Genomic DNA, 20468 nt, shown 5'->3' on the forward strand with positions numbered 1-20468 from the left:
GCCCAGTGTGCGAAACCGATGTGATCATCGTCGGCGGCGGAATCGTCGGTGCTTCGGCAGCCTTGATGCTGGCGTTGCGTGGTCAGCGAGTGGTGCTGCTCGAGCGCGATTTCTGCGGCTCGCGGTCCAGCGGCGTGAACTACGGTGGCGTGCGCCGTCAGGGCCGTTCACTGGTGCAGTTGCCGCTGTCGCAGCGTGCCCATGAACTGTGGAGCGACCTGCCCGGACTGATCGGCATCGACGGCGAGTACGTGCGTTCCGGTCATTTGAAGCTGGCCCGCAGCGACGCCGACATGGCCCGTCTGCAAGACTGGGCCGACGCCGCTGCGGATTTCGATCTGGGTGTGGAGCTGCTTGACCGTCGTCAGTTGCGCCAGCGTTTTGCCTGGGTGGGCGACGTGGCCGTGGGTGCTTCACTGTGCAATGCGGACGGGCATGCCAACCCGCGTCTGGTATCGCCCGCCTTCGCGGCAGCGGCCAGGCGAGCGGGTGCACGGATCATCGAGCAGGTGCAGCCGCTGGCCTACGACCATGACGGCCAGGCGTTCGTGCTGGCCTGCAGCAACGGCGAACGGCTGCGCGCACCCTGGCTGCTCAACTGTGCCGGGGCCTGGGCAAACCATATCGCCGAACAGTTCGGCGAGCAGGTACCGATGACCAGCGGCCACCCGGCAATGCTGGTGACCGAACCGCTGCCTGTGGTCATGGACGTCAGCACCGGGGTCGAGGGCGGTGGCATCTACGCACGCCAGGTGGTACGGGGTAATTGCGTGCTCGGCGGCGGGCAGGGTTTCGCCGTGGACACGTTGCGGGCACGGCCCGGTCAGCTGGCCACTCTGGATATCCTGCGCAACGCCGTCGAGTTGTACCCGTTCCTGCACGGCGCGCAAGCGATCCGTACCTGGAGCGGGACCGAAGGCTACCTGCCCGATCGTGAGCCGGTGATCGGCCATAGCCTGGCGCAGCCGGGCCTGATCCATGCATTCGGCTTTGCCGGGGCCGGTTTCCAGATTGGCCCGGCAGTCGGTGAAGCCTTGTCGCAACTGATCGTCGAGGGCAGCAGTCGAGCGCCGATCGACGCGTTTTCCATCCAACGCTTTTCTCCCCTTGAACTGCATACAGGAAGGTCGCTTTCATGAAGCCAGTCAAACGTACGGTTCACGCACTCTCCCTCGCCGCCCTGCTGGCTGCCACCGGCGCACAGGCCGGGCCTACGCTCTACCTGGGCATGAACGGCGGCACCATGGAACGCTTGTATGCCGACAAGGTGCTGCCGGCGTTCGAGCAAGCCAACGATGTGAAGGTGGTCATCGTGCCAGGTACTTCGTCGGACATTCTCGCCAAGGTCCAGGCCAGCAAGGACAATCCGCAGATCCACGTGATGTTTCTGGACGACGGCATCATGTACCGCGCCATCTCCATGGGCCTGTGCGACACCCTGCAGGACAGCGATGGCCTGGCGGCCATCCCGGCCAAGGCGCGGATCAAGGATCAGGCAGCTGCCGTCAGCCTGGGGGTGACCGGGCTGGCCTACAACACGCGCCTGTTCAAGAAGAATGGCTGGGCCGCTCCTACCTCGTGGATGGACATGGCTGATAGTCGTTTCAAGGAAAAGCTGGTGTTTCAGTCACTCGCCTCCTCGACATTCGGCCTGCACGGCTTCTTGATGTTCAACCGTTTGCAGGGCGGCAGCGAAACCGACGTCGAACCTGGGTTCAAGGCGTGGCCCAAGACGGTTGGGCCGAATGTGCTGGAGTACATTGCCAGTTCGGCGAAGATTTCCGAGATGGTGCAAACCGACGAGGCGGCGCTGTTTCCGCTCACGCCGACTCAGGTGACCGCCTTGAAACTACGCGGGGTGCCAGTAGAATATGCGCAACCCAAGGAAGGCGCGGTGGTGCTCAACGTGGCGGAATGTGTGATTGCCAAGAACGACCAGCCCGAACTCGCCCAGAAGCTTGCGGCCTACCTGCTGAGCCCTGAGGCCCAGGCACCGGCACTGGAGGAAGGCGACCAGATACCTTCCAACCCCAATACCCCGACCACCGACAAGACCCGTGGCCAGGTGCAGGCGATGGAAAAGTATCTGGAGACGGCGGTGGCCATCGACTGGGACCAGGTCAACCAGCTCCGCCCGGCCTGGAACGCCCGCTGGAGCCGCTCCATCGAGCGCTAGGCCACGCACTGAGTCGCCAGTTTCGCGGCCGCTGACCGCTCCTACGCAAAATCCGTAGGAGCGGTCCGTGGCCGCGAAAGGCGCGACGCGGTCCAACTGGTACACCCCAGTGCCCGGTTCGCGGCCGATGACCGCTCCTACAGGGAATGTTGCTGTATCAGTCCGCCAGGCGCCAGGTCGTGACACCTTTGCTGTCTTCGAGCACCACACCCATGGCGGTCAGCTCGTCGCGGATGCGGTCCGATTCAGCCCAGTCCTTGTTGGCACGTGCCGCCAGGCGGGCGGCGATGAGGGTGTCCACTTGGGCCGCATCGACGCGCCCGGCGGCGCCGGCTTGCAGGAATTGCTCGGAATCGAGCTGCAGCACACCGAGCAGATCGCCCAGTTCGCGCAGACGACCGGCCAAACCTGCGGCGGCGTCGACATCACTGTCACGCACACGGTTGATCTCGCGCACCAGATCGAACAACACCGCACAGGCTTCCGGCGTACCGAAGTCATCGTTCATGGCACTGGCAAAGCGCTCGACGAACATCTCGCCACCCGCCGCCGGCACCTTGGGCAAGCCCTTGAGCGCATGGTAGAAACGCTCCAGCGCGCCCTTGGCTTCCTTCAGGCTGTCTTCGGAATAGTTGATCGAGCTGCGGTAATGGCTGGAAACCAGCAGGTAGCGCACCACCTCGGGCTGATACTTCTCCAGCACATCGCGAATGGTGAAGAAGTTGTTCAGCGACTTGGACATCTTCTCGCCATTGATGCGGATCATCCCGCAATGCAGCCAGGCGTTGGCGTACGGCTTGCCGGTGGCCGCTTCGCTCTGGGCGATCTCGTTCTCGTGGTGCGGGAATTCCAGATCGTTACCACCGCCATGAATATCGAAGGTGTCACCCAGGCAGCAGGTCGACATCACCGAGCACTCGATATGCCAGCCCGGACGGCCAGGGCCCCACGGCGACTCCCAGCTTGGCTCGCCGGGTTTGACGCCCTTCCACAGGACGAAATCCAGCGGGTCCTGCTTGGCTTCCTCCACTTCGATGCGCGCACCGATGCGCAGGTCTTCGATCTTCTTGCGCGACAGCTTGCCATAGCCCTGAAACTTGCCGACCCGGTAGTACACGTCGCCGTTGCCCGGCGCGTAGGCATAGCCCTTGTCGATCAAGGTCTGGATCATCGCCAGCATGCCGGGAATGTGCTCGGTGGCACGCGGTTCCTGGTCCGGCTTGAGGATGTTCAGGCGCGCCTCGTCCTCGTGCATCGCATCGATCATGCGCGCGGTCAGGGCATCGAAGCTTTCGCCGTTGTCCCGCGCACGGTTGATGATCTTGTCGTCGATGTCGGTGATGTTGCGCACGTAGGTCAGCTCGTAGCCGCTGTAGCGCAGCCAGCGCGTGACCAGATCGAAAGCGACCATGCTGCGCCCGTGGCCCAGGTGGCAGTAGTCGTAGACGGTCATGCCGCACACGTACATGCGCACCTTGTTGCCGTCCAGCGGCGTGAAGACCTCTTTACTCTTGCTCAGCGTGTTGTAGATGTTCAGCACAACGATTCCTCAACTTGGCCTGGCGAGGCTCAGCCCCACGAGTCACGCAGGGTGACGGTACGGTTGAACACCGGACGACCCGGTTGCGTGTCGACCAGGTCGGCGCAGAAATAGCCTTCGCGCTCGAACTGGAAACGGTCTTCCGGCGCAGCGTTGGCCAGCGACGGTTCGGCGCGGCAGCCGCGCAATACCTGCAGGGAGTCGGGGTTGATGTTGTCGAGGAACGTTGCGCCGTCTTCGGCCTTCTCCGGGTTGGCCGAGCGGAACAGGCGATCGTACAGGCGCACTTCGCACTCGACGCTGGCGGCGGCCGGTACCCAGTGGATCACGCCCTTGACCTTGCGCCCTTCCGGATTCTTGCCCAGGGTGTCCGGGTCGTACGAGCAACGCAGTTCGACGATGTTGCCATCAGCGTCCTTGATCGCTTCGTCGGCACGGATCACGTAGCTGCCACGCAGGCGCACTTCGCCGTTGGGTTCCAGGCGCTTGTAGCCCTTGGGCGGTTCTTCCATGAAGTCGTCGCGGTCGATGTACAGCTCGCGCTCGAACGGCAAGGCGCGCACGCCCATGTCTTCCTTGGGGTGGCGCGGCAGCTCGAGCTGCTCGACCTGGCCTTCCGGATAGTTGGTGATCACTACCTTGAGCGGGCGCAGCACGCACATGGCGCGCGGTGCGTTGCGGTCGAGGTCGTCACGGATGCTGAATTCGAGCATCGACATGTCGACCACGCCGTCGGAACGGTTGGTGCCGATCATGTCGCAGAAGTTGCGGATCGACGCCGGGGTGTAGCCGCGACGGCGGAAGCCCGAGAGCGTCGACATGCGCGGATCGTCCCAGCCCTGCACGTGCTGCTCGTCGACCAGCTGCTTGAGCTTGCGCTTGGAAGTCAGCGTGTAGTTGAGGTTCAGGCGGCTGAACTCGTACTGGCGCGGGTGCGCCGGCACCGACAGATGGTCGAGGAACCACTCGTAGAGCGGACGATGCCCTTCGAATTCAAGCGTGCAGATCGAGTGCGTGATGCCTTCGATGGCATCGGACTGACCGTGGGTGAAGTCGTAGTTGGGGTAGATGCACCAAGCGTCGCCCGTCTGGTGGTGATGGGCGTGGCGGATACGATAGAGAATCGGGTCGCGCAGGTTCATGTTCGGCGAGGCCATGTCGATCCGCGCACGCAGCACGCGCTCGCCGTCCTTGAACTCGCCAGCCTTCATGCGCGCGAACAGGTCGAGGTTTTCCTCGACGCTGCGCTCGCGGAACGGGCTGTTGCGGCCGGGCTCGGTGAGGTTGCCGCGGTACTCGCGTGCTTGCTCGGGGGTCAGGTCGCAGACGTAGGCGTCACCCTGCTTGATCAGCTCCACGGCCCAATCGTGCAGCTGGTCGAAGTATTGCGAGGCGTAACGCTCTTCACCGGCCCACTCGAAGCCCAGCCACTTGATGTCGCGCTTGATGGCGTCGATGTATTCCTGGTCTTCCTTGGCCGGATTGGTGTCGTCGAAACGCAGGTTGCAGACACCGCCGAATTCCTGCGCCAGGCCAAAGTTCACGCAGATCGACTTGGCATGGCCAATGTGCAGATAGCCGTTGGGCTCCGGCGGGAAGCGGGTGACGATCTGGCTGTGCTTGCCGGCGTCCAGGTCGGCCTGGACGATCGGGCGCAGGAAGTTGGCGGGCACGGCAGGGCCATTGCCTTTGGAGTTGGGAGCGTTGTCGGCGGTGGGCTTGCTCATTGGAATCCTTGAACGAACGATGCGTCGGCAGCCAGGGTAGGCCGACCAAATCAAAGCGCTTATCATAGCCGAAGCGGTCAACCGGCTGACAGGCCAGCCCCGACAAACTATCGGGTAAATCCTGCAGCGCGGCAAAAAACAGCCTTTGAATAGGCATCGTCGCCTGTAAACTGGGCGCCGTCGCTAGCGAATTTCCACAGAACATTCTCCACAGAACAGAGAGAGACCCATGTCCAAAGTCAAACTGACCACCAACCACGGCGTCATCGTCCTGCAACTGAACGCCGAAAAGGCCCCGCTGACCGTGGCCAACTTCCTCGAGTACGTGCAGGCCGGCCACTACGAGAACACCGTGTTCCACCGCGTGATCGGCAACTTCATGATCCAGGGCGGCGGTTTCGAGCCTGGCATGAAAGAGAAGAAAGACAAGCGCCCGAGCATCCAGAACGAAGCCGACAACGGCCTGCCGAACAAGAAGTATTCGGTAGCCATGGCGCGCACCATGGAGCCGCATTCGGCTTCGGCGCAGTTCTTCATCAACGTGGGCGACAACAGCTTCCTCAACCACACCGCGAAAACCACTCAGGGCTGGGGCTACGCGGTGTTCGGTGAAGTGGTCGAAGGCCAGGACGTGGTCGACAAGATCAAAGGCGTGTCCACCACCTCCAAGGCCGGTCACCAGGACGTACCCGCTGAAGACGTGATCATCGAGAAAGCCGAGATCGCTGAGTGATACTGCTGATCTCCGATCTGCATTTGCAGGAAGAACGCCCGGACATCACCCGGGCGTTTCTGGATTTCCTCGGCGGGCGTGCGCGCTCAGCCGAGGCGCTGTACATTCTGGGCGACTTCTTCGAAGCCTGGATCGGCGACGACGCCATGACCCCTTTCCAATCGTCCATCTGCGCAGCGCTGCGCGCGCTCAGCGACGGTGGCACGAAGATTTTCCTGATGCACGGCAACCGTGATTTCCTGATCGGTTCGACGTTCTGCAAAAAAGCCGGCTGCACTCTGCTGGCCGACCCGAGCGTGGTGCGCTTGAACGGCGAGCCGGTGCTGTTGATGCACGGCGACAGCCTGTGCACGCGCGACGAGGGCTACATGCGCCTGCGCCGCGTGCTGCGCAACCCGCTGACCCTGTTCATCCTGCGTCACCTGCCGCTGGGCACGCGCCACAAGCTTGCCCGCAAGCTGCGCAGCGAAAGCCGGACGCAGACCCAAATGAAAGCCAGTGACATCGTCGATGTAACACCTGAAGAGGTGCCGCGGGTGATGCGGCAACACGGCGTAGCCACCTTGATTCACGGGCATACCCACCGCCCGGCGGTGCATGAACTGCAGATCGGTGATCTACCGGCACGGCGTATCGTGTTGGGGGACTGGGATCGTCAGGGGTGGGTGCTGCAAGTGGATGAACAGGGCTTCAACCTGGCGCCGTTCGATTTCCCGGCGCTGGCGGTCTGATTCACCGCGCTGCCCTGTTCGCGGCCACTGACCGCTCCTACAGGTAGATCGCGGTGCCCCTGTAGGAGCGGTCAGTGGCCGCGAACAGGCACCACTGTTTTCAATGCCCACCACCGGCAGCCGGCCCGGCCTTGGCGGTGAACGGTGGCTTGGCCAGCCAGACCAGCAGCACCAGCCCGGCGAAGATCCATCCCATCAGGGTGAAATAGTCCACCGTACTCAACATGTATGCCTGGCTGTTGACCATCTGCTCCATCCGCGCATACGCCTGAGGCGTTTGGCCGCCCATCTGCTCCAGCGCATGGCGGGTCACCGGATCGTAGGTGCTGATGCTCTCGGTCAGGTAGGCATGATGCTGGTCGGCGCGGCGAATCCAGATCCAGGTCGTCAACGAAGCCGCGAAACTGCCACCCAGCGTGCGCAGGAACGTCGCCAGGCCCGACCCATCGGCGATCTGTTGCGGTGGCAGGTCCGACAGCAGAATACTCAAGGTGGGCATGAAGAACAGCGCAACGCCGGCGCCCATGAACAGTTGCACCAGCGCCACATGCTGGAAATCCACCTGACTGTTGAAACCGGCACGCATGAAACAACTGGTACCGATGGCGACGAACGCAAGACCGGCGAGCAGACGCAAATCGAACTTGTGCGCGTACTTGCCGACGAAGGGCGACATCAGCACCGGCAGGATGCCGATCGGTGCCACGGCCAGGCCCGCCCAGGTGGCGGTATAGCCCATCTGGGTCTGCAGCCACTGCGGCAGGATCAGGTTGATGCCGAAAAACCCGGCATAGCCAAACACCAACACCAAGGTACCGATGCGGAAGTTGCGGAAGGCGAACAGCCGCAGGTTCACCACCGGATGCTCATCGGTCAGCTCCCAGATGACGAACGCCGTGAGTGCCACCGCCGATATCACCGAACCGATGATGATGAACGAAGATTCGAACCAGTCCAGATCGTTGCCTTTGTCCAGCACCACCTGCAAGGCACCGACGCCGATGATCAACGTGATCAGCCCGACATAGTCCATGGGCTGCCTGCTCAGATGCACCGGTCGCTTGGCCATCTGCTGACGCACCACCGCACAGGCGAACAAACCGATGGGAATATTGATGAAGAAGATCCACGGCCAACTGTAGCTGTCGGTGATCCAGCCACCCAGAATCGGCCCGGCGATCGGCGCCACTACCGTGACCATCGCCAACAGCGCCAGGGCCATGCCGCGCTTGGCCGGTGGATACACGGCAATCAGCAGCGTTTGCGTCATCGGGTACAGCGGTCCTGCAACCAGCCCCTGCACCACGCGAAAGCCGACCAGCTCAGGCATCGAGGTGGAAATGCCGCACAGAAACGAGGCCAGCACGAACAGCATCGTGGCCCATAGAAACAGCTTTACTTCGCCAAAGCGCCGACTCAGCCAGCCGGTCAGCGGCAAGGCGATGGCGTTGCTCACCGCGAACGAAGTGATGACCCAGGTGCCCTGCTCGGAACTGACCCCCAGATTGCCGGAAATGGTCGGCAGGGCGACGTTGGCAATGGTGGTGTCGAGCACCTGCATGAAGGTCGCCAGCGACAGGCCGATGGTGCAGAGCAGCAGGCTTGGCGGCGTGAACGAGGCTTTGGAATCCATGACCCACCCTTTGCAATGCGATGTCGCGCCAGCCCTTCGCGGGCCGGCGCAGGCGAATCAACGCGTGGCTGTGGTGCCCGACGCTGCGCTGTTGTCGTGGATCAACTGGGCGATCATGGCGTCCGCCTCACCCAGCTGCTTGTCGTAGACGTTGGTGGTGAACGACGCCTGCTGCGGCGGTTGCTGGGCCAGCACCGGCCCGCTCTGGTCGTGCAGATTCACATCGACCACCGTCGACAGGCCGATGCGCAGCGGGTGCTCGCGCAACTGCTCGGGGTTGATGTGCACCCGCACCGGCACCCGCTGGACGATCTTGATCCAGTTGCCGGTGGCGTTCTGCGCCGGCAGCAGGGCGAACGCGCTGCCGGTACCGGCGCCCAGGCTGTCGATGGTGCCGCTGTACTTCACCTCGTCGCCGTACAGGTCGCTGGTGATGTCCACTGGCTGGCCGATGCGCATGTGGCGCAGCTGTGTTTCCTTGAAGTTGGCGTCGATCCACAGCTGGTTGAGCGGAATCACCGCCATGGTCGCGGTGCCCGGCTCGATGCGCTGCCCAAGTTGCACGGTGCGCTTGGCCACATAGCCGGTCACCGGAGCGATCAAGGTGGTGCGCGCGTGGGCCAGGTAGGCCTGGCGCAACTGCGCTGCCGCGGCGCGTACGTCGGGGTGATTGGACACCTGCGTGGCATCGACCAGAGCGGTCGATGTCGCCAGTTGCTGCTGAGTGTTGCTCAAAGCGCTCTGCGCCGAGATCAGATCGTCGTGGGCATGGGAAAGCTCTTCCTGCGAGATCGCGCCGTCGGATGCCAGGTTCTTGCGGCGGCCATAGTTGTCCTGTGCACGTTGCACTTCCGCCTTGCGTGCGGCGACCTGGGCCTTCATGCCATCGACGTTGCTGTAGAGGCCACGCACCTGGCGCACCGCCTTGGCCAGGTTGGCCTGGGCGTTCTGTAGATCGATCTGCGCGTCGTTCGGGTCGAACCGTACCAAGGGCTGGCCTTCGTGGACCAGATCGCCGTCATCGGCGCCGATGCTGATCACCGTACCCGTAGTCAACGGGGTGATTTCCACCACGTTGCCGTTGACATAGGCATCGTCGGTGCTCTCGTTCCAGCGCCCGTACAGGGTGTACCAGGCCCAGACGCCCAGGCCGCCCAGCACTACCAGGGCGAGCAGAATGAACAGCCAGAGCTTGCGCTTGCGACGATTGCCCGGCGCCTTGGCGTCGGCCGCCGGCGTTGCGGGCGGTTGCTGGGTAGCGTTGGAATCAGTGGCAGTAGCCATGGCAGTTCACCTGAAAGGATTCGGTCGGTGTTGCATCGAGCAGGTCAGTTCGTGCGCTCAGATCGGAGTATTCAGCCAGCGGCGGCACCCAGCGCCAACAGGGGGTCCCCGGCCGCCTGCAACAGCTTCTTGAGAATCCGTTCCAGCTCGACGATCTCTTCATGTTCGAGCATTCCCACCAGCTCGTTCATGGCGTTGGCCCCGATGACCGGCAGGCGCGCCGCCAACGCCTGACCCTCTTCGGTCAGCATCAGTTGCACCTGGCGTCGATCGGCAGCGCTGCGCTGGCGCTTGATCAACTGCTTGTGTTCCAGACGGTCGAGCATGCGCGTCATCGATCCGCTGTCCAGCGACAGGTAGCGCGACATTTCTGCCGGGGTGTCGATGCCGAACCGCGCATTGATGATCAGCACCTTGAATTGCGCTGCGGTCACGCCATAGGGCACCAGGTGCGCGTCCAGCAAACGATCCTTCAACGCCGATCCACGGCCAAGCAGCAGGCCAAGGTTGCAGGTGTGAAAGTTCTCGGGGGTGTAGTGATTCATGGGCCGGAAGCTGTCCACCTGTTATCGAATGCACGCCTGGGCACGTGTCTGAACACAATATGTAAATCTTCGAAACATGATGTTACTGCTTAGGCAGACAATGTCAAGGCAATGGTTAGCATGCTAACTTTTACGTCGACTGGGCGCTTTCACAGGAAAAATTCACTCCATCCCGATGGCCGCTGGCCAAAGCACGCGACGCTTGGGGCATAATGCTCGCGTTTCACCCGTAGTGGGGGTCTCCATTTCCTTATATGGCCCTCGTTTTCGTCACCCCTCGCCCGCAGGGTTTTCACGCTCATGATCAAATCTTTTCGTCCAATGCTGCTCGCCAGCCTGATGCTGCCCCTGGCACTTCCCATCGCTGCCGCACCCCTGAACACCACCCTGCCGCCCAAGGTTCAACAGGCCATCAAGGCCAGCAAGCTGCAGAACGATGCACTGTCGCTGGTCATGCTGCCGCTCAACGGCCCCGGCAGCCCGACCGTGTTCAACGCCGACGTGTCGGTCAACCCGGCTTCGACCATGAAGCTGGTCACCACCTACGCAGCACTCGAGCTGCTGGGGCCGACCTACCAGTGGAAGACCGAATTCTTTACCGACGGCACGTTGAGCAACGGCGTGCTCAACGGCAACCTCTACCTCAAGGGCGGCGGCGACCCCAAGCTGAACATGGAAAAGCTCTGGCTACTCATGCGTGACCTGCGCGCCAACGGCGTGCGCCAGGTCACGGGTGACCTGGTGCTGGACCGCAGCCATTTCGTGCAGCCGCAACTGCCGGCGTTCAACGACGACGGCGGCGACGAGAACGCACCGTTCCTGGTGCGCCCGGATTCGCTGCTGGTCAACCTCAAGGCGCTGCGCTTCGTTACCCGCAACGACACCGGCAAGGTACTGGTATCGGTCGAACCGCCGATCGCCACCATCCGCATCGACAATCAAGTCAAGGCGCTGCCGGGCAGCAAATGCACCGGCGACGTGCGCTACAACCCGATCACCCAGGCCGATGGCATGACCGTCGTGGTCAGCGGTCAGTTGGCCGAGGGCTGCAGCTCGCAGACCTACCTGTCGCTGCTCGACCACCAGAGCTATGCGGCCGGTGCGGTACGGGCCATCTGGAACGAACTGGGCGGCAGCATTCAGGGGGGCGATCGCGTAGGCACTGTGCCAAAGACCGCGCGAGTACTGGCGCGGGCGTTCTCGCCTGACCTGGTGGAAATCATTCGCGACATCAACAAGTACAGCAACAACACCATGGCCCAGCAACTGTTCCTCAGCCTGGGTGAACGCTACCGCAACGAGGCCGACGGCGACGACGCCAAGGCAGCGCAGCGGGTGATTCGCGGGTGGCTGGCGAAAAAGGGCATCACCGCATCGCATCTGGTGATGGAGAACGGTTCGGGGCTGTCCCGCGACGAGCGCGTCAGCGCGCGGGAGATGGCGACCTTGCTGCAGGCGGCCTGGAAAAGCCCGTACGCCGCCGAGTTCATGGCGTCGATGCCGATCGTCGGCATGGACGGCACCATGCGCAAGCGCCTGAAACGCACCGCGCTGCAGGGTGAAGGCCACATTAAAACCGGCACCCTGAACACCGTTCGCGCCATCGCCGGCTATAGCCGTGACAGCAACGGCAACACCTGGGCGGTGGTCGCCATTCTCAACGACCCACGCCCGTGGGGCGCTTCGTCGGTACTGGATCAGGCACTGCTGGACTTGTATTCGCAGCCAAAAGCCGCGTCTACGTCGCCCAACATCCAGTAAGCACCACAACATCTGTGGCCCTGCCCGCGAAGGCAGCGCCACATCTCCTCAGTGAATCACCGCGCTTGAATCTTCCAGGCCCGGTGGATCTTGCCGTTGCGGGCGAAATCCTGATCCACCGTCTGCGCCGTGATGTCCTCGACCGCATAGCGCTCTACCAGATTCGCATCCAGCTGGAACTTGCGGAAGTTGTTGGAGAAATACACCACCCCTCCCGGCGCCAGGCGAGCGACCGCCAGGTCCAGCAGCTCGACGTGGTCGCGCTGCACATCGAACACCCCTTCCATGCGCTTGGAATTAGAAAAGGTCGGTGGGTCGATGAAGATCAGGTCGTACTCGTCACGACTGGCCTGTAGCCAAGCCATCACATCGCCCTGCTCCAAGCGGTTCTTGTCCGAGAAACCGTTCAGCGACAGGTTGCGCCGTGCCCAATCCAGGTAGGTCTTGGACAAGTCGACACTGGTCGTGCTGCGCGCTCCGCCCTTGGCCGCGTGCACGCTGGCCGTGGCGGTGTAGCAGAACAGGTTGAGGAAGCGCTTGCCGGCCGCCTCCTTCTGAATGCGCAGGCGCATCGGCCGATGATCGAGAAACAGACCCGTGTCCAGGTAGTCGGTCAGGTTCACCAACAACTGCACGCCGCCTTCCTGCACCTGAGTGAACTGACCCTGGGCACTCTGGCGCTCGTACTGACGGGTCCCGCTCTGGCGCTCGCGGCGCTTGATGATGACCCGGCTCTTGTCGATGTTGAGTGCCTGCGGGATGGCCGCCAGGGCATCGTACAGGCGTGCCGAGGCCTTCTCCGGGTCGATCGACTTGGGCGCGGCGTATTCCTGCACGTGCACCCAGTCGTGGTACAGATCGATGGCCATGGCATATTCAGGCATGTCCGCGTCGTACACCCGGTAGCAGTCGATGCCCTCGCGGCGCGCCCATTTGCCCAGAACCTTGAGGTTCTTCTGCAGTCGGTTAGCGAACATCTGCCCGCCTTCGCTCAGTCGCGCCTGCTCCACCACCGGCGCGGGCGTCGGCGCCGGCTTGAGCGGATTGCCGTTCTTGTTCACCCGTGCATACGGATCGGCCAGCGGTGGCGCGGTGTCCACCAGCTCGGCTTGCTCACGCGCGGCCTGACGCTGCTCGGGGGTGCGTCGTTCGCCGGTGACGAACTGGTCTGGTACCACCTTGATCAACAGCAGCTTGCAAGGCAACGCGCCGTTCCAGAACGAATACTGCTTGTGACTACGGATACCCATGCGCTTGCCCAGGTCAGGCGCGCCGGTGAACACCGCCGCTTCCCAGTTCAGGCAGGCCTGGCGCAGACGCTCGCCCAGGTTCTGATACAGGTACAGCAGGCTTGCCTCGTCACCCAGGCGCTCGCCGTACGGCGGGTTGCAGATGACCAGACCTTTCTGATTCTGATCCGGACGTGGCTCGAAGGTCGCCACCTCGCCCTGATAGACCTTGATCCAATCGCTGAGCCCAGCCCGCTCGACGTTGTTGCGAGCCGGCTGGATCAACCGCGGATCGGCTTCGTAGCCACGAATCCAGGCCGGCGTCTTGGCCAACCCGGCCTCGGCGCGAGCCAGCGCTTCGTCATGCAGCTTGCGCCACATCGCCGGGACGTGACCCAGCCAGGCACTGAAGCCCCAACGCGTACGCTTGAGGTTGGGCGCGATGTCGGCGGCGATCATCGCCGCTTCCACCAGAAAGGTCCCCACACCGCACATCGGGTCAGCCAAGGCGCCGCCCTCGGCGGCAATGCGCGGCCAGCCCGCACGAATCAGAATGGCGGCCGCGAGGTTTTCCTTCAGCGGCGCAGCACCTTGCTGCAGCCGGTAGCCTCGCTGGTGCAGGCTGTGTCCGGACAGATCGAGCGAGAGGATGGCCTCTCCGCGGTCCAGACGCAGATGCACGCGCAGATCCGGATTGAGCTTGTCGACGCTGGGGCGCTCGCCGCTGGGGGTGCGCAGCTTGTCGACGATGGCGTCCTTGACCTTCAGCGCACCGAAGTGAGTGTTGTCGATGCCCGAACCGTGCCCGCTGAACTCCACGGCCAAGGTCCCGTCGGGCAGCAGGTGGTCCTGCCACTCGACATCCAGAACGCCGTGGTAGAGGTCTTCGGCATCTTTCATGGCAAAGCGCTTGAGCACCAGCAGCACGCGGTTGCCCAGCCGCGACCACAGGCACAGCCGGTAGGCGGTTTCCATGTCGGCCATGCCGCGCACTGCGGAGGTGTGCTCGCGGGTTTCTTCCAGACCCAGGGCAGTGGCTTCTTCGGCAAGCAAGCCTTCGAGGCCCTTGGGGCATGTGAGAAACAGTTCAAAACGGTCCGACATGGTACTTCCTGGCCCATTTGGGCATTGATGAAACGGCAAGCGCATTGCCGTCTCGAGGTTCAACCAGGCGCCTTACGCAATGGAGCGCCCGAGCGACACCACCGTGGTGTCAATCCACCCCACCTGCCGCCTCGAAGGGCGAGAAGCCGGAGCAGAACCTGATTCTGCTGAAAAAAGGATCGCCTGCGCGACCCTTCGTCGATTTTTCGTGCCACTGAAATCGTGATGATTCGCAATGGCATATTGACCTCATTTCGCACTGCAAGCCTTGTGTTGGACGGGCTTGCAGTCGACCGAGGCTTGAAGCACCTGCTTACTTATCGCCCATACCGCGAAATCGTTACGTGCTTATGACAAAACGATCATTCACATCCTTGGGCTCAACGTTTAGAAATCACCTCAGGTCGTCGCCGCAATGGCGAAGACATCACTGCTCGCCACGCCGGCAGCGAGCGCGATACCGGCAGATATCTGCCTGGCCTCAGACGAGGCCAACGGGACATTACAGTCAATAGACAGAGGGCAACACCCTATGAGAAGACTTAAGCGTGATCCGTTGGAACGAGCATTTCTACGCGGATACCAGTATGGCATCCATGGCAAATCCCGCGAGCTTTGCCCTTTTACTCTACCGTCGGTACGCCAAGCCTGGATCAACGGCTGGCGCGAAGGACGCGGCGACAACTGGGACGGTATGACCGGCACTGCGGGAATCCATAGGCTCAACGAACTTCACGCCGTCGGCTGAAAACCTTTTTACATTTTTACCATGCACGCCCAACCAGGGCGGCGGGCTAGCGCCCAGGGGCCTCTTCGAGGCCCCTTCCGCGCCTCCAGTCACTGCCTTGCGCGCAGCGCCGCGATCGCATCCACCGACTCGCGAATCAGTGCAGGCCCCTTGTAGATGAAGCCCGAATAGATCTGCACCAGGCTGGCACCCGCGGCAATCTTTTCGGCCGCATGCCCTCCCTCGGTAATTCCGCCTGCTGCAATGATCGGCAATCTGCCACTCAAGGTCTGAGCCAGCACCTCGACGATGTGAGTGCTTTGCGCCCGCACCGGCGCTCCCGACAACCCACCGGCTTCGTCTCCGTGAACCAGCCCCTCGACACCTACCCGGCTGAGGGTGGTATTGGTGGCGATCACTGCATCCATACCTGCGTCGACCAGTGCCTGTGCCACCAGCACGGTTTCTTCATCGCTCATGTCCGGAGCGATCTTGATCGCCAGTGGCACATGCCGTCCGCTCTGCCCGGCCAGCACCACGCGCCGTGCCGCCAGCGTATCGAGCAATTGCTTGAGCGAGTCACCGAACTGCAGACTGCGCAGCCCGGCGGTATTGGGCGAGCTGATGTTGACGGTGATGTAGCTGGCGTGGTCGTAGACCTTGTCCAGACAGATCAGGTAGTCGTCTACGGCGCGCTCGACCGGGGTGGTGAGGTTCTTGCCGATATTGATACCCAGCACGCCCCGATACCTGGCCGCCTTGACCCGCTCGACCAGGTTGTCGACACCCAGATTGTTGAAGCCCATGCGGTTGATGATTGCGCAGGCTTCAGGCAGGCGAAACAAACGGGGCTTTGGATTGCCTGGTTGCGGACGTGGCGTCACCGTGCCGATTTCCACCGAGCCGAAACCCAGCTGGGAGAAGCCGTCGATGGCCGCACCGTTCTTGTCCAGGCCAGCTGCCAGCCCCACCGGGTTATCGAACTGCAGGCCCATGACCGTGACCGGCAGTCGCGCCGGCGGCTTGGCGAGCAGGCCGTTCAGGCCCAGGCGTCCACCGGCGCCGATCAGGTCCAGCGACAGGTCATGGGAGGTTTCAGCGGACAATTTGAACAGCAGCTGGCGGGCCAGATTGTACATAGGCGGGCTTGGCTCGGAGGAAGCGATAGAGGGGTGCGATTGTGCCAGATCCGGGGCCGGTTAGGTATGGTGACGCGCGGCAGAGGTCAAATCGCGGGCAAAGAAAAGCCCGGCCTGAGCCGGGCTTTTCGTTGAAGCGGCAGCTAATTACTTAGCTTGGGCTTCTACTTCAGCTTCTACGCGACGGTTTACAGCGCGGCCAGCGTCAGTGGCGTTGTCAGCCACTGGGCGGGTTTCGCCGTAGCCAACCGACTGAACGCGGTTGGATTCAACACCGTACTGACCGGTCAGCACTTGCTTGACAGCAGCAGCGCGACGCTCGGACAGCTTCTGGTTGTAGGCATCAGGACCGACGGAGTCAGTGTGACCTTCAACAGTGGTGGTGGTCTGTGGGTACTGCTTCATGAAGTCAGCCAGGTTCTTGATGTCGCCATAGCTGTTGGTCTTCACGACCGACTTGTCGAAGTCGAACTTGACGTCCAGCTCAACGCGAACGGTTTCGGCAACGGCTGGGCAGCCATCAGCGTCAACGGTAACGTTGGCAGGGGTGTCAGGGCACTTGTCGACGTTGTCGCAGACGCCGTCGTTGTCGGAGTCAGCGCAGACTTCAGCTACTGGAGCTGGAGCAGCGGCTGGAGCAGGCTTGGAGCCGCCACCGAAGTTCACACCAACGCCGACGGCAGGAGCCCACTCGGTGTCGCCCTTGTCGATGTTGTACAGAGCTTCAACGCCGGCACGGGCGTAGAAGTTCTCGGTGAAGTAGTACTTGGCGCCGCCGCCCAGCTTGGCGAGGGTGGAGTGGTCACGACCACCGCGGTCCTGGCCAATGCTCTGGTGTGCGAAACCAGCGGAGACGTACGGACGCAGACCGGCGCCTGGAGTACCGAAGTGGTAGAAAGCGTCCAGGGCGGCATCGGAGCCCTTGATGTTCTTGCCAGCATCGCTACGGATGTTGTGGACTTCGTCGTAGGACAGAGCCAGTTCAACGTCGTCGGTCAGGAAGTAGCCAATCGAGCCACCGAACAGGTTGCCGTCGTTCTTGTAGTCACGGGCGCTGTCAGTCATGTACTTCTTGGCGAAGCCTTCCACCTCGACTGCGCCTTGGCCTTGTGCCAATACGCCGAACGAAGTTACGGCAACAAGAGAACCAATGGCAAGGCCCAAGGTGTTTTTCAGTTTCATCCGTTAAATCCCCATCTGGTGATTGTTAAGCGCCCCTCATCCGGGGCAGCTCGACGGCAAGTCTAGCAGACCTTGCCGATACGTTAGAGACCTTTGCGCCGAACTAAGTTTCGGACAGGTCTGCAAATTTATCGCGGAGCTTATCTAAGGCCCGCTTGTACCGCATTTTGGTGGCGCTCAGGCCCATATGCATGATGTCGGCGATTTCCTGGAATTCAAGTTCCGCGACGAATCGCAGCACAAGAATCTCCCGGTCTATCGGGTTCACGAACACCAGCCATCGGTCGAGACCACCGCGCTCCTCCGACTTGGGCGCCTTCTCTTCGGATGCCTCCTCGAGCGGATCGAGACTGAGGGCATCCATCAAGCGGCGCTTGCGCCTTTCCTTCCGGTACTGCGTGATGCATTCGTTATAGGTGATGCTGTAAAGCCACGTCTTGAATTTCGACTTACCCTCGAAATTCTTTAGCCCGTACAGCACCTTCAGCATCACTTCCTGACAGACATCGTCAGCGTCACGATCGTTCCCTAAATATCTTGCACAGACGTTGAAGAGGGTTCGCTGGTAGCGACGCATCAGCTCTTCATAGGCCCGCGTGACATGGAACAGCTCCTCGTGCGAGCGCGCCACCAACTCCTCGTCAGAGAGCTCGCGGGGATCGTAGCGCACGGGCAGCGTATGTACTTTATTCAAAACAGGTCGGCCCGAAGGTCAGGTCCCCGAAGGTCAGGTCATTGGCCGCCAAGGCGTGATCGCTCAGCCTTTTTGCGGCGGCATACATTAGCAAAACGTTGACCTATCGGCTACTCACCCTCTGTTCCAGCAGCTCGCGGTTGGACATCGAGACCAGCTCGCCTTCGTCGGTCATGACCGTCGTCTTGACGGTGCCGATTTCCTCGATCTGGCCTTCGACGCCTCCAACCTGCACCTGCTGGCCCACCTGAAACATTTCCCGCACGTAGATTCCTGCCAGTATCTGACTGGCGATTTCACGGCTGCCCAGCCCCATTGCCAGTGCTGCGGCCAGACCAACGGTAATCAAGGCGATGACGATCACGTGGTTCAGCAGGTCGGTCTTGACCTCCAGCTGGCTGATGGCCACCGAAATGCTGATGATGATCACCAGCCATTGCGCAACACGTCCCAGGCCACCGGCGTAATCGAGCCCTACCCCTTCGGCGGCGCCACGCACCAGGCCATTGACCAGTTGCGCCAGCAGTACACCGACCAGCAACACCAGGGCTGCACCAAATACTTTGGGCAGATACAGCGCCAACATGTCCAGGGTCGCCGACACCCGCTGCAGCCCGAGGGATTCGGCGGCCGACACCAGGAAAATCAACAGCACGAACCAATAGACGATTTTGCCGATGAGGGTCGAGATCGGCACCCTGAGCCCGCCGCGGCCCAGCAACTTGGTCAGGCCGGTGCCCGCCATCAGGCGGTCCAGCCCGAACTTGGCCAGCAGCTTGGACAACAAGGTGTCGAGCAGCTTGGCGACCAGGAAACCCAGCAAAACCACCACCAACGCCCCGAACAGGTTGGGGATGAAATTGGCGACCTTGGTCCACAGGGCGGTCATCGCCGCCACCAGGCTTTGAGTCCAGGGGTCCAGTTCCATTGATCAATCAGCCTTATCCGCAGCGGCGGAATCCGTACGACGAGACACCGGCGCGATATTCGCCGAACCACTGTTCACCGCGATCATGAACGCCTGACCCCAGCGCCCTATCAGGCTGAAGAGATCGCCCGCGCCGACCTGTCGGTTGGCGGTCTTGAGCACTCGCCCCAGCGCGGCGCGGTCGTCGCGACCCGGCGCTTGGGCATTGAGCATGTCTCGCAGGGATTCTTCGAACGGATCAGGCATGCATACCTCGCGAATTTCATTCAAAGACGAGACCCTGCTGCGATGAGTCACAAAGGTCTCGGCGAGCACAGGGTAAATTCCGCGTCAGACCCAGCGCAAGCGTCGAAACAACAACCACTGGCCCAACGCCACGGCCACCATCAATGCGCAGGCGATGGTGAAGCCATAGGGGCTGTCGGAACCGGGAATGCCGCCGACGTTGATGCCCAGCAGACCGGTCAGAAAGCTCATCGGCAGGAAGATCCCGGTGATGATGCCGAAGCGATACATGGTGCGGTTCATGCGCTCGCTCTGACGCCGGTCTTCGGCCTCCAGCACCAGCCCGACGCGCTCGCGCGCCAGTTCCAGCTCTTCCAGGTAGCGGGTCAGGCTGTTGTTGAGCTCATTCCAGTAGTCGGCGTCGTCGTCGACGAACCAGGGCACCTTGTTGCGTGCCAGCTGGCCAAAGATATCGCGCTGCGGCGCAAGGAAGCGTCGCAAGCCGGCCGCCCGTCGGCGCAGCTGCAGGATGCTGCCATGCTCAGGCGTGTACCGTTCGTCGGCGTCGAGTTTGTCTTCTTCCATATCGACGATATCGGAGAGGTCTTCGACCAGCGCCTGGACCTTTTCGGTCAGGTGCTGAGCCAGATAAAGAATCAACTCCGAAGCAGTTTTCGGCCCCTTGCAGGCGGCGAATTGTTCGAGCAGGTCGTCGGTCGCGCGCAATGGCCGCAGGCGCAGGGAAATGATGCGCTGGGCCTGGGCGAAGATCCGCACCGAGACCATGTCCTCGGGCTCGGCGCCGGGATTCAGATTGACCCCACGCAGGAACAGCAGCAATTCATCGTCGGGCAACGGTACCAGGCGCGGCCGGGTGTTTTCCTCCAGCAGCAGGTCGCAGCTGAATTCGCTCAGGCCACTGCTGCGGCGCAACCAGTCACGGGTCTGGGGATGGCTGCGGTCCCAGTGCAGCCACAGGCTCTGGTGGGGTTGCAACTGCAGCCCGTCGATATCGGTCCGGGCAACCGACCGCGCCCCCCCCTTACCGTCCAGCAACAAGGCATGCACCAGGCCCCATTGCGCATTTTCTTCCTCGTACATCGTGTCCCC

Annotated in this window: 18 protein-coding genes; 6 read left to right on the top strand and 12 right to left on the bottom strand. The window is 62.2% G+C overall.

Annotated elements, in window-relative coordinates; all coding sequences use genetic code 11:
* Positions 1 to 5: 5 nt before the first annotated feature.
* Together IFT57_RS19015 and IFT57_RS19020 are read left to right on the top strand one after the other, a co-directional pair.
* Positions 6 to 1139, top strand: a complete 1134-nt coding sequence (locus IFT57_RS19015) for an FAD-dependent oxidoreductase (protein ID WP_192152418.1) — start codon at positions 6 to 8, stop codon at positions 1137 to 1139.
* Entirely contained in the window at positions 1136 to 2176 is a 1041-nt protein-coding gene (locus tag IFT57_RS19020; protein WP_122713767.1) for an ABC transporter substrate-binding protein, read from the top strand. Before IFT57_RS19015 ends, IFT57_RS19020 begins: the two co-directional genes overlap by 4 nt.
* Before the next feature lie 157 nt (positions 2177 to 2333).
* Here IFT57_RS19020 and cysS read toward each other — a convergent pair whose 3' ends face one another.
* Complete coding sequence (cysS, locus tag IFT57_RS19025) at positions 2334 to 3716, bottom strand: cysteine--tRNA ligase (RefSeq protein WP_192152313.1); 1383 nt, start codon at positions 3714 to 3716, stop codon at positions 2334 to 2336.
* Between the two features lie 29 nt (positions 3717 to 3745).
* Positions 3746 to 5443: a glutamine--tRNA ligase/YqeY domain fusion protein gene (locus IFT57_RS19030; RefSeq protein WP_122713769.1), complete on the bottom strand. Its 1698-nt coding sequence runs from the start codon at positions 5441 to 5443 to the stop codon at positions 3746 to 3748.
* A gap of 229 nt (positions 5444 to 5672) precedes the next feature.
* On the opposite strand from IFT57_RS19030, the gene IFT57_RS19035 reads away from it, so the two are divergent.
* Together IFT57_RS19035 and lpxH are read left to right on the top strand one after the other, a co-directional pair.
* Positions 5673 to 6176 (top strand): peptidylprolyl isomerase, encoded by a 504-nt coding sequence (locus tag IFT57_RS19035; protein WP_122476043.1) that lies wholly within the window; start codon positions 5673 to 5675, stop codon positions 6174 to 6176.
* Positions 6173 to 6907 (top strand): UDP-2,3-diacylglucosamine diphosphatase, encoded by a 735-nt coding sequence (gene lpxH, locus IFT57_RS19040; RefSeq protein ID WP_192152314.1) that lies wholly within the window; start codon positions 6173 to 6175, stop codon positions 6905 to 6907. Before IFT57_RS19035 ends, lpxH begins: the two co-directional genes overlap by 4 nt.
* A 100-nt stretch (positions 6908 to 7007) precedes the next feature.
* On the opposite strand, the gene IFT57_RS19045 is transcribed toward lpxH, so the two are convergent.
* The 3 genes from IFT57_RS19045 to IFT57_RS19055 form a co-directional block, all read right to left on the bottom strand.
* Positions 7008 to 8540 (bottom strand): DHA2 family efflux MFS transporter permease subunit, encoded by a 1533-nt coding sequence (locus tag IFT57_RS19045; RefSeq protein ID WP_192152315.1) that lies wholly within the window; start codon positions 8538 to 8540, stop codon positions 7008 to 7010.
* Between the two features lie 57 nt (positions 8541 to 8597).
* Positions 8598 to 9824, bottom strand: a complete 1227-nt coding sequence (locus IFT57_RS19050) for an HlyD family secretion protein (protein WP_192152316.1) — start codon at positions 9822 to 9824, stop codon at positions 8598 to 8600.
* A gap of 71 nt (positions 9825 to 9895) precedes the next feature.
* Positions 9896 to 10369 carry a MarR family winged helix-turn-helix transcriptional regulator gene (locus IFT57_RS19055; protein WP_122794883.1) on the bottom strand — a complete coding sequence of 158 codons (474 nt, stop codon included), beginning with the start codon at positions 10367 to 10369 and terminating at the stop codon, positions 9896 to 9898.
* 300 nt (positions 10370 to 10669) lie between these two features.
* Between IFT57_RS19055 and dacB the strand changes: the two genes are divergently transcribed.
* Positions 10670 to 12130: a D-alanyl-D-alanine carboxypeptidase/D-alanyl-D-alanine endopeptidase gene (gene dacB, locus IFT57_RS19060; protein WP_122794884.1), complete on the top strand. Its 1461-nt coding sequence runs from the start codon at positions 10670 to 10672 to the stop codon at positions 12128 to 12130.
* Between the two features lie 56 nt (positions 12131 to 12186).
* On the opposite strand, the gene rlmKL is transcribed toward dacB, so the two are convergent.
* Positions 12187 to 14463, bottom strand: coding sequence for a bifunctional 23S rRNA (guanine(2069)-N(7))-methyltransferase RlmK/23S rRNA (guanine(2445)-N(2))-methyltransferase RlmL (gene rlmKL / locus IFT57_RS19065; RefSeq protein WP_192152317.1), 2277 nt, complete (start codon positions 14461 to 14463; stop codon positions 12187 to 12189).
* A gap of 532 nt (positions 14464 to 14995) precedes the next feature.
* Between rlmKL and rmf the strand changes: the two genes are divergently transcribed.
* Positions 14996 to 15211, top strand: a complete 216-nt coding sequence (gene rmf / locus IFT57_RS19070) for a ribosome modulation factor (protein WP_008368461.1) — start codon at positions 14996 to 14998, stop codon at positions 15209 to 15211.
* Positions 15212 to 15300: 89 nt separating this feature from the next.
* Here the strand turns inward: rmf and IFT57_RS19075 are convergent, their stop codons facing one another.
* The 6 genes from IFT57_RS19075 to IFT57_RS19100 form a co-directional block, all read right to left on the bottom strand.
* Positions 15301 to 16329, bottom strand: coding sequence for a quinone-dependent dihydroorotate dehydrogenase (locus IFT57_RS19075; RefSeq protein ID WP_192152318.1), 1029 nt, complete (start codon positions 16327 to 16329; stop codon positions 15301 to 15303).
* A 147-nt stretch (positions 16330 to 16476) separates the two neighbouring features.
* Complete coding sequence (locus IFT57_RS19080) at positions 16477 to 17511, bottom strand: OmpA family protein (protein WP_122713777.1); 1035 nt, start codon at positions 17509 to 17511, stop codon at positions 16477 to 16479.
* Between the two features lie 103 nt (positions 17512 to 17614).
* Positions 17615 to 18205, bottom strand: a complete 591-nt coding sequence (gene sigX / locus IFT57_RS19085) for an RNA polymerase sigma factor SigX (RefSeq protein ID WP_122476059.1) — start codon at positions 18203 to 18205, stop codon at positions 17615 to 17617.
* 103 nt (positions 18206 to 18308) lie between these two features.
* On the bottom strand, positions 18309 to 19133 hold the full coding sequence (locus IFT57_RS19090; RefSeq protein ID WP_122794887.1) for a mechanosensitive ion channel family protein: 825 nt from the start codon (positions 19131 to 19133) through the stop codon (positions 18309 to 18311).
* A 3-nt stretch (positions 19134 to 19136) separates the two neighbouring features.
* Positions 19137 to 19379 carry a CrfX protein gene (locus IFT57_RS19095; RefSeq protein ID WP_122713780.1) on the bottom strand — a complete coding sequence of 81 codons (243 nt, stop codon included), beginning with the start codon at positions 19377 to 19379 and terminating at the stop codon, positions 19137 to 19139.
* An 84-nt stretch (positions 19380 to 19463) separates the two neighbouring features.
* Entirely contained in the window at positions 19464 to 20459 is a 996-nt protein-coding gene (locus IFT57_RS19100) for a zinc transporter ZntB (protein ID WP_122713781.1), read from the bottom strand.
* Between the last annotated feature and the right edge of the window lie 9 nt (positions 20460 to 20468).

It is taken from the genome of Pseudomonas sp. CFBP 13719 (genome assembly GCF_014842095.1).
Taxonomy (GTDB): Bacteria; Pseudomonadota; Gammaproteobacteria; order Pseudomonadales; family Pseudomonadaceae; genus Aquipseudomonas.

What these genes read in the sequence shown, in the direction of transcription:
- IFT57_RS19020 (WP_122713767.1), top strand. Translation starts at nt 1,136, where the DNA reads ATGAAGCCAGTCAAACGTACGGTTCACGCACTCTCCCTCGCCGCCCTG.
- IFT57_RS19030 (WP_122713769.1), bottom strand. Translation starts at nt 5,443, where the DNA reads ATGAGCAAGCCCACCGCCGACAACGCTCCCAACTCCAAAGGCAATGGC.
- IFT57_RS19035 (WP_122476043.1), top strand. Translation starts at nt 5,673, where the DNA reads ATGTCCAAAGTCAAACTGACCACCAACCACGGCGTCATCGTCCTGCAA.
- IFT57_RS19045 (WP_192152315.1), bottom strand. Translation starts at nt 8,540, where the DNA reads ATGGATTCCAAAGCCTCGTTCACGCCGCCAAGCCTGCTGCTCTGCACC.
- IFT57_RS19050 (WP_192152316.1), bottom strand. Translation starts at nt 9,824, where the DNA reads ATGGCTACTGCCACTGATTCCAACGCTACCCAGCAACCGCCCGCAACG.
- IFT57_RS19055 (WP_122794883.1), bottom strand. Translation starts at nt 10,369, where the DNA reads ATGAATCACTACACCCCCGAGAACTTTCACACCTGCAACCTTGGCCTG.
- dacB (WP_122794884.1), top strand. Translation starts at nt 10,670, where the DNA reads ATGATCAAATCTTTTCGTCCAATGCTGCTCGCCAGCCTGATGCTGCCC.
- rlmKL (WP_192152317.1), bottom strand. Translation starts at nt 14,463, where the DNA reads ATGTCGGACCGTTTTGAACTGTTTCTCACATGCCCCAAGGGCCTCGAA.
- rmf (WP_008368461.1), top strand. Translation starts at nt 14,996, where the DNA reads ATGAGAAGACTTAAGCGTGATCCGTTGGAACGAGCATTTCTACGCGGA.
- IFT57_RS19075 (WP_192152318.1), bottom strand. Translation starts at nt 16,329, where the DNA reads ATGTACAATCTGGCCCGCCAGCTGCTGTTCAAATTGTCCGCTGAAACC.
- IFT57_RS19080 (WP_122713777.1), bottom strand. Translation starts at nt 17,511, where the DNA reads ATGAAACTGAAAAACACCTTGGGCCTTGCCATTGGTTCTCTTGTTGCC.
- IFT57_RS19090 (WP_122794887.1), bottom strand. Translation starts at nt 19,133, where the DNA reads ATGGAACTGGACCCCTGGACTCAAAGCCTGGTGGCGGCGATGACCGCC.
- IFT57_RS19095 (WP_122713780.1), bottom strand. Translation starts at nt 19,379, where the DNA reads ATGCCTGATCCGTTCGAAGAATCCCTGCGAGACATGCTCAATGCCCAA.
- IFT57_RS19100 (WP_122713781.1), bottom strand. Translation starts at nt 20,459, where the DNA reads ATGTACGAGGAAGAAAATGCGCAATGGGGCCTGGTGCATGCCTTGTTG.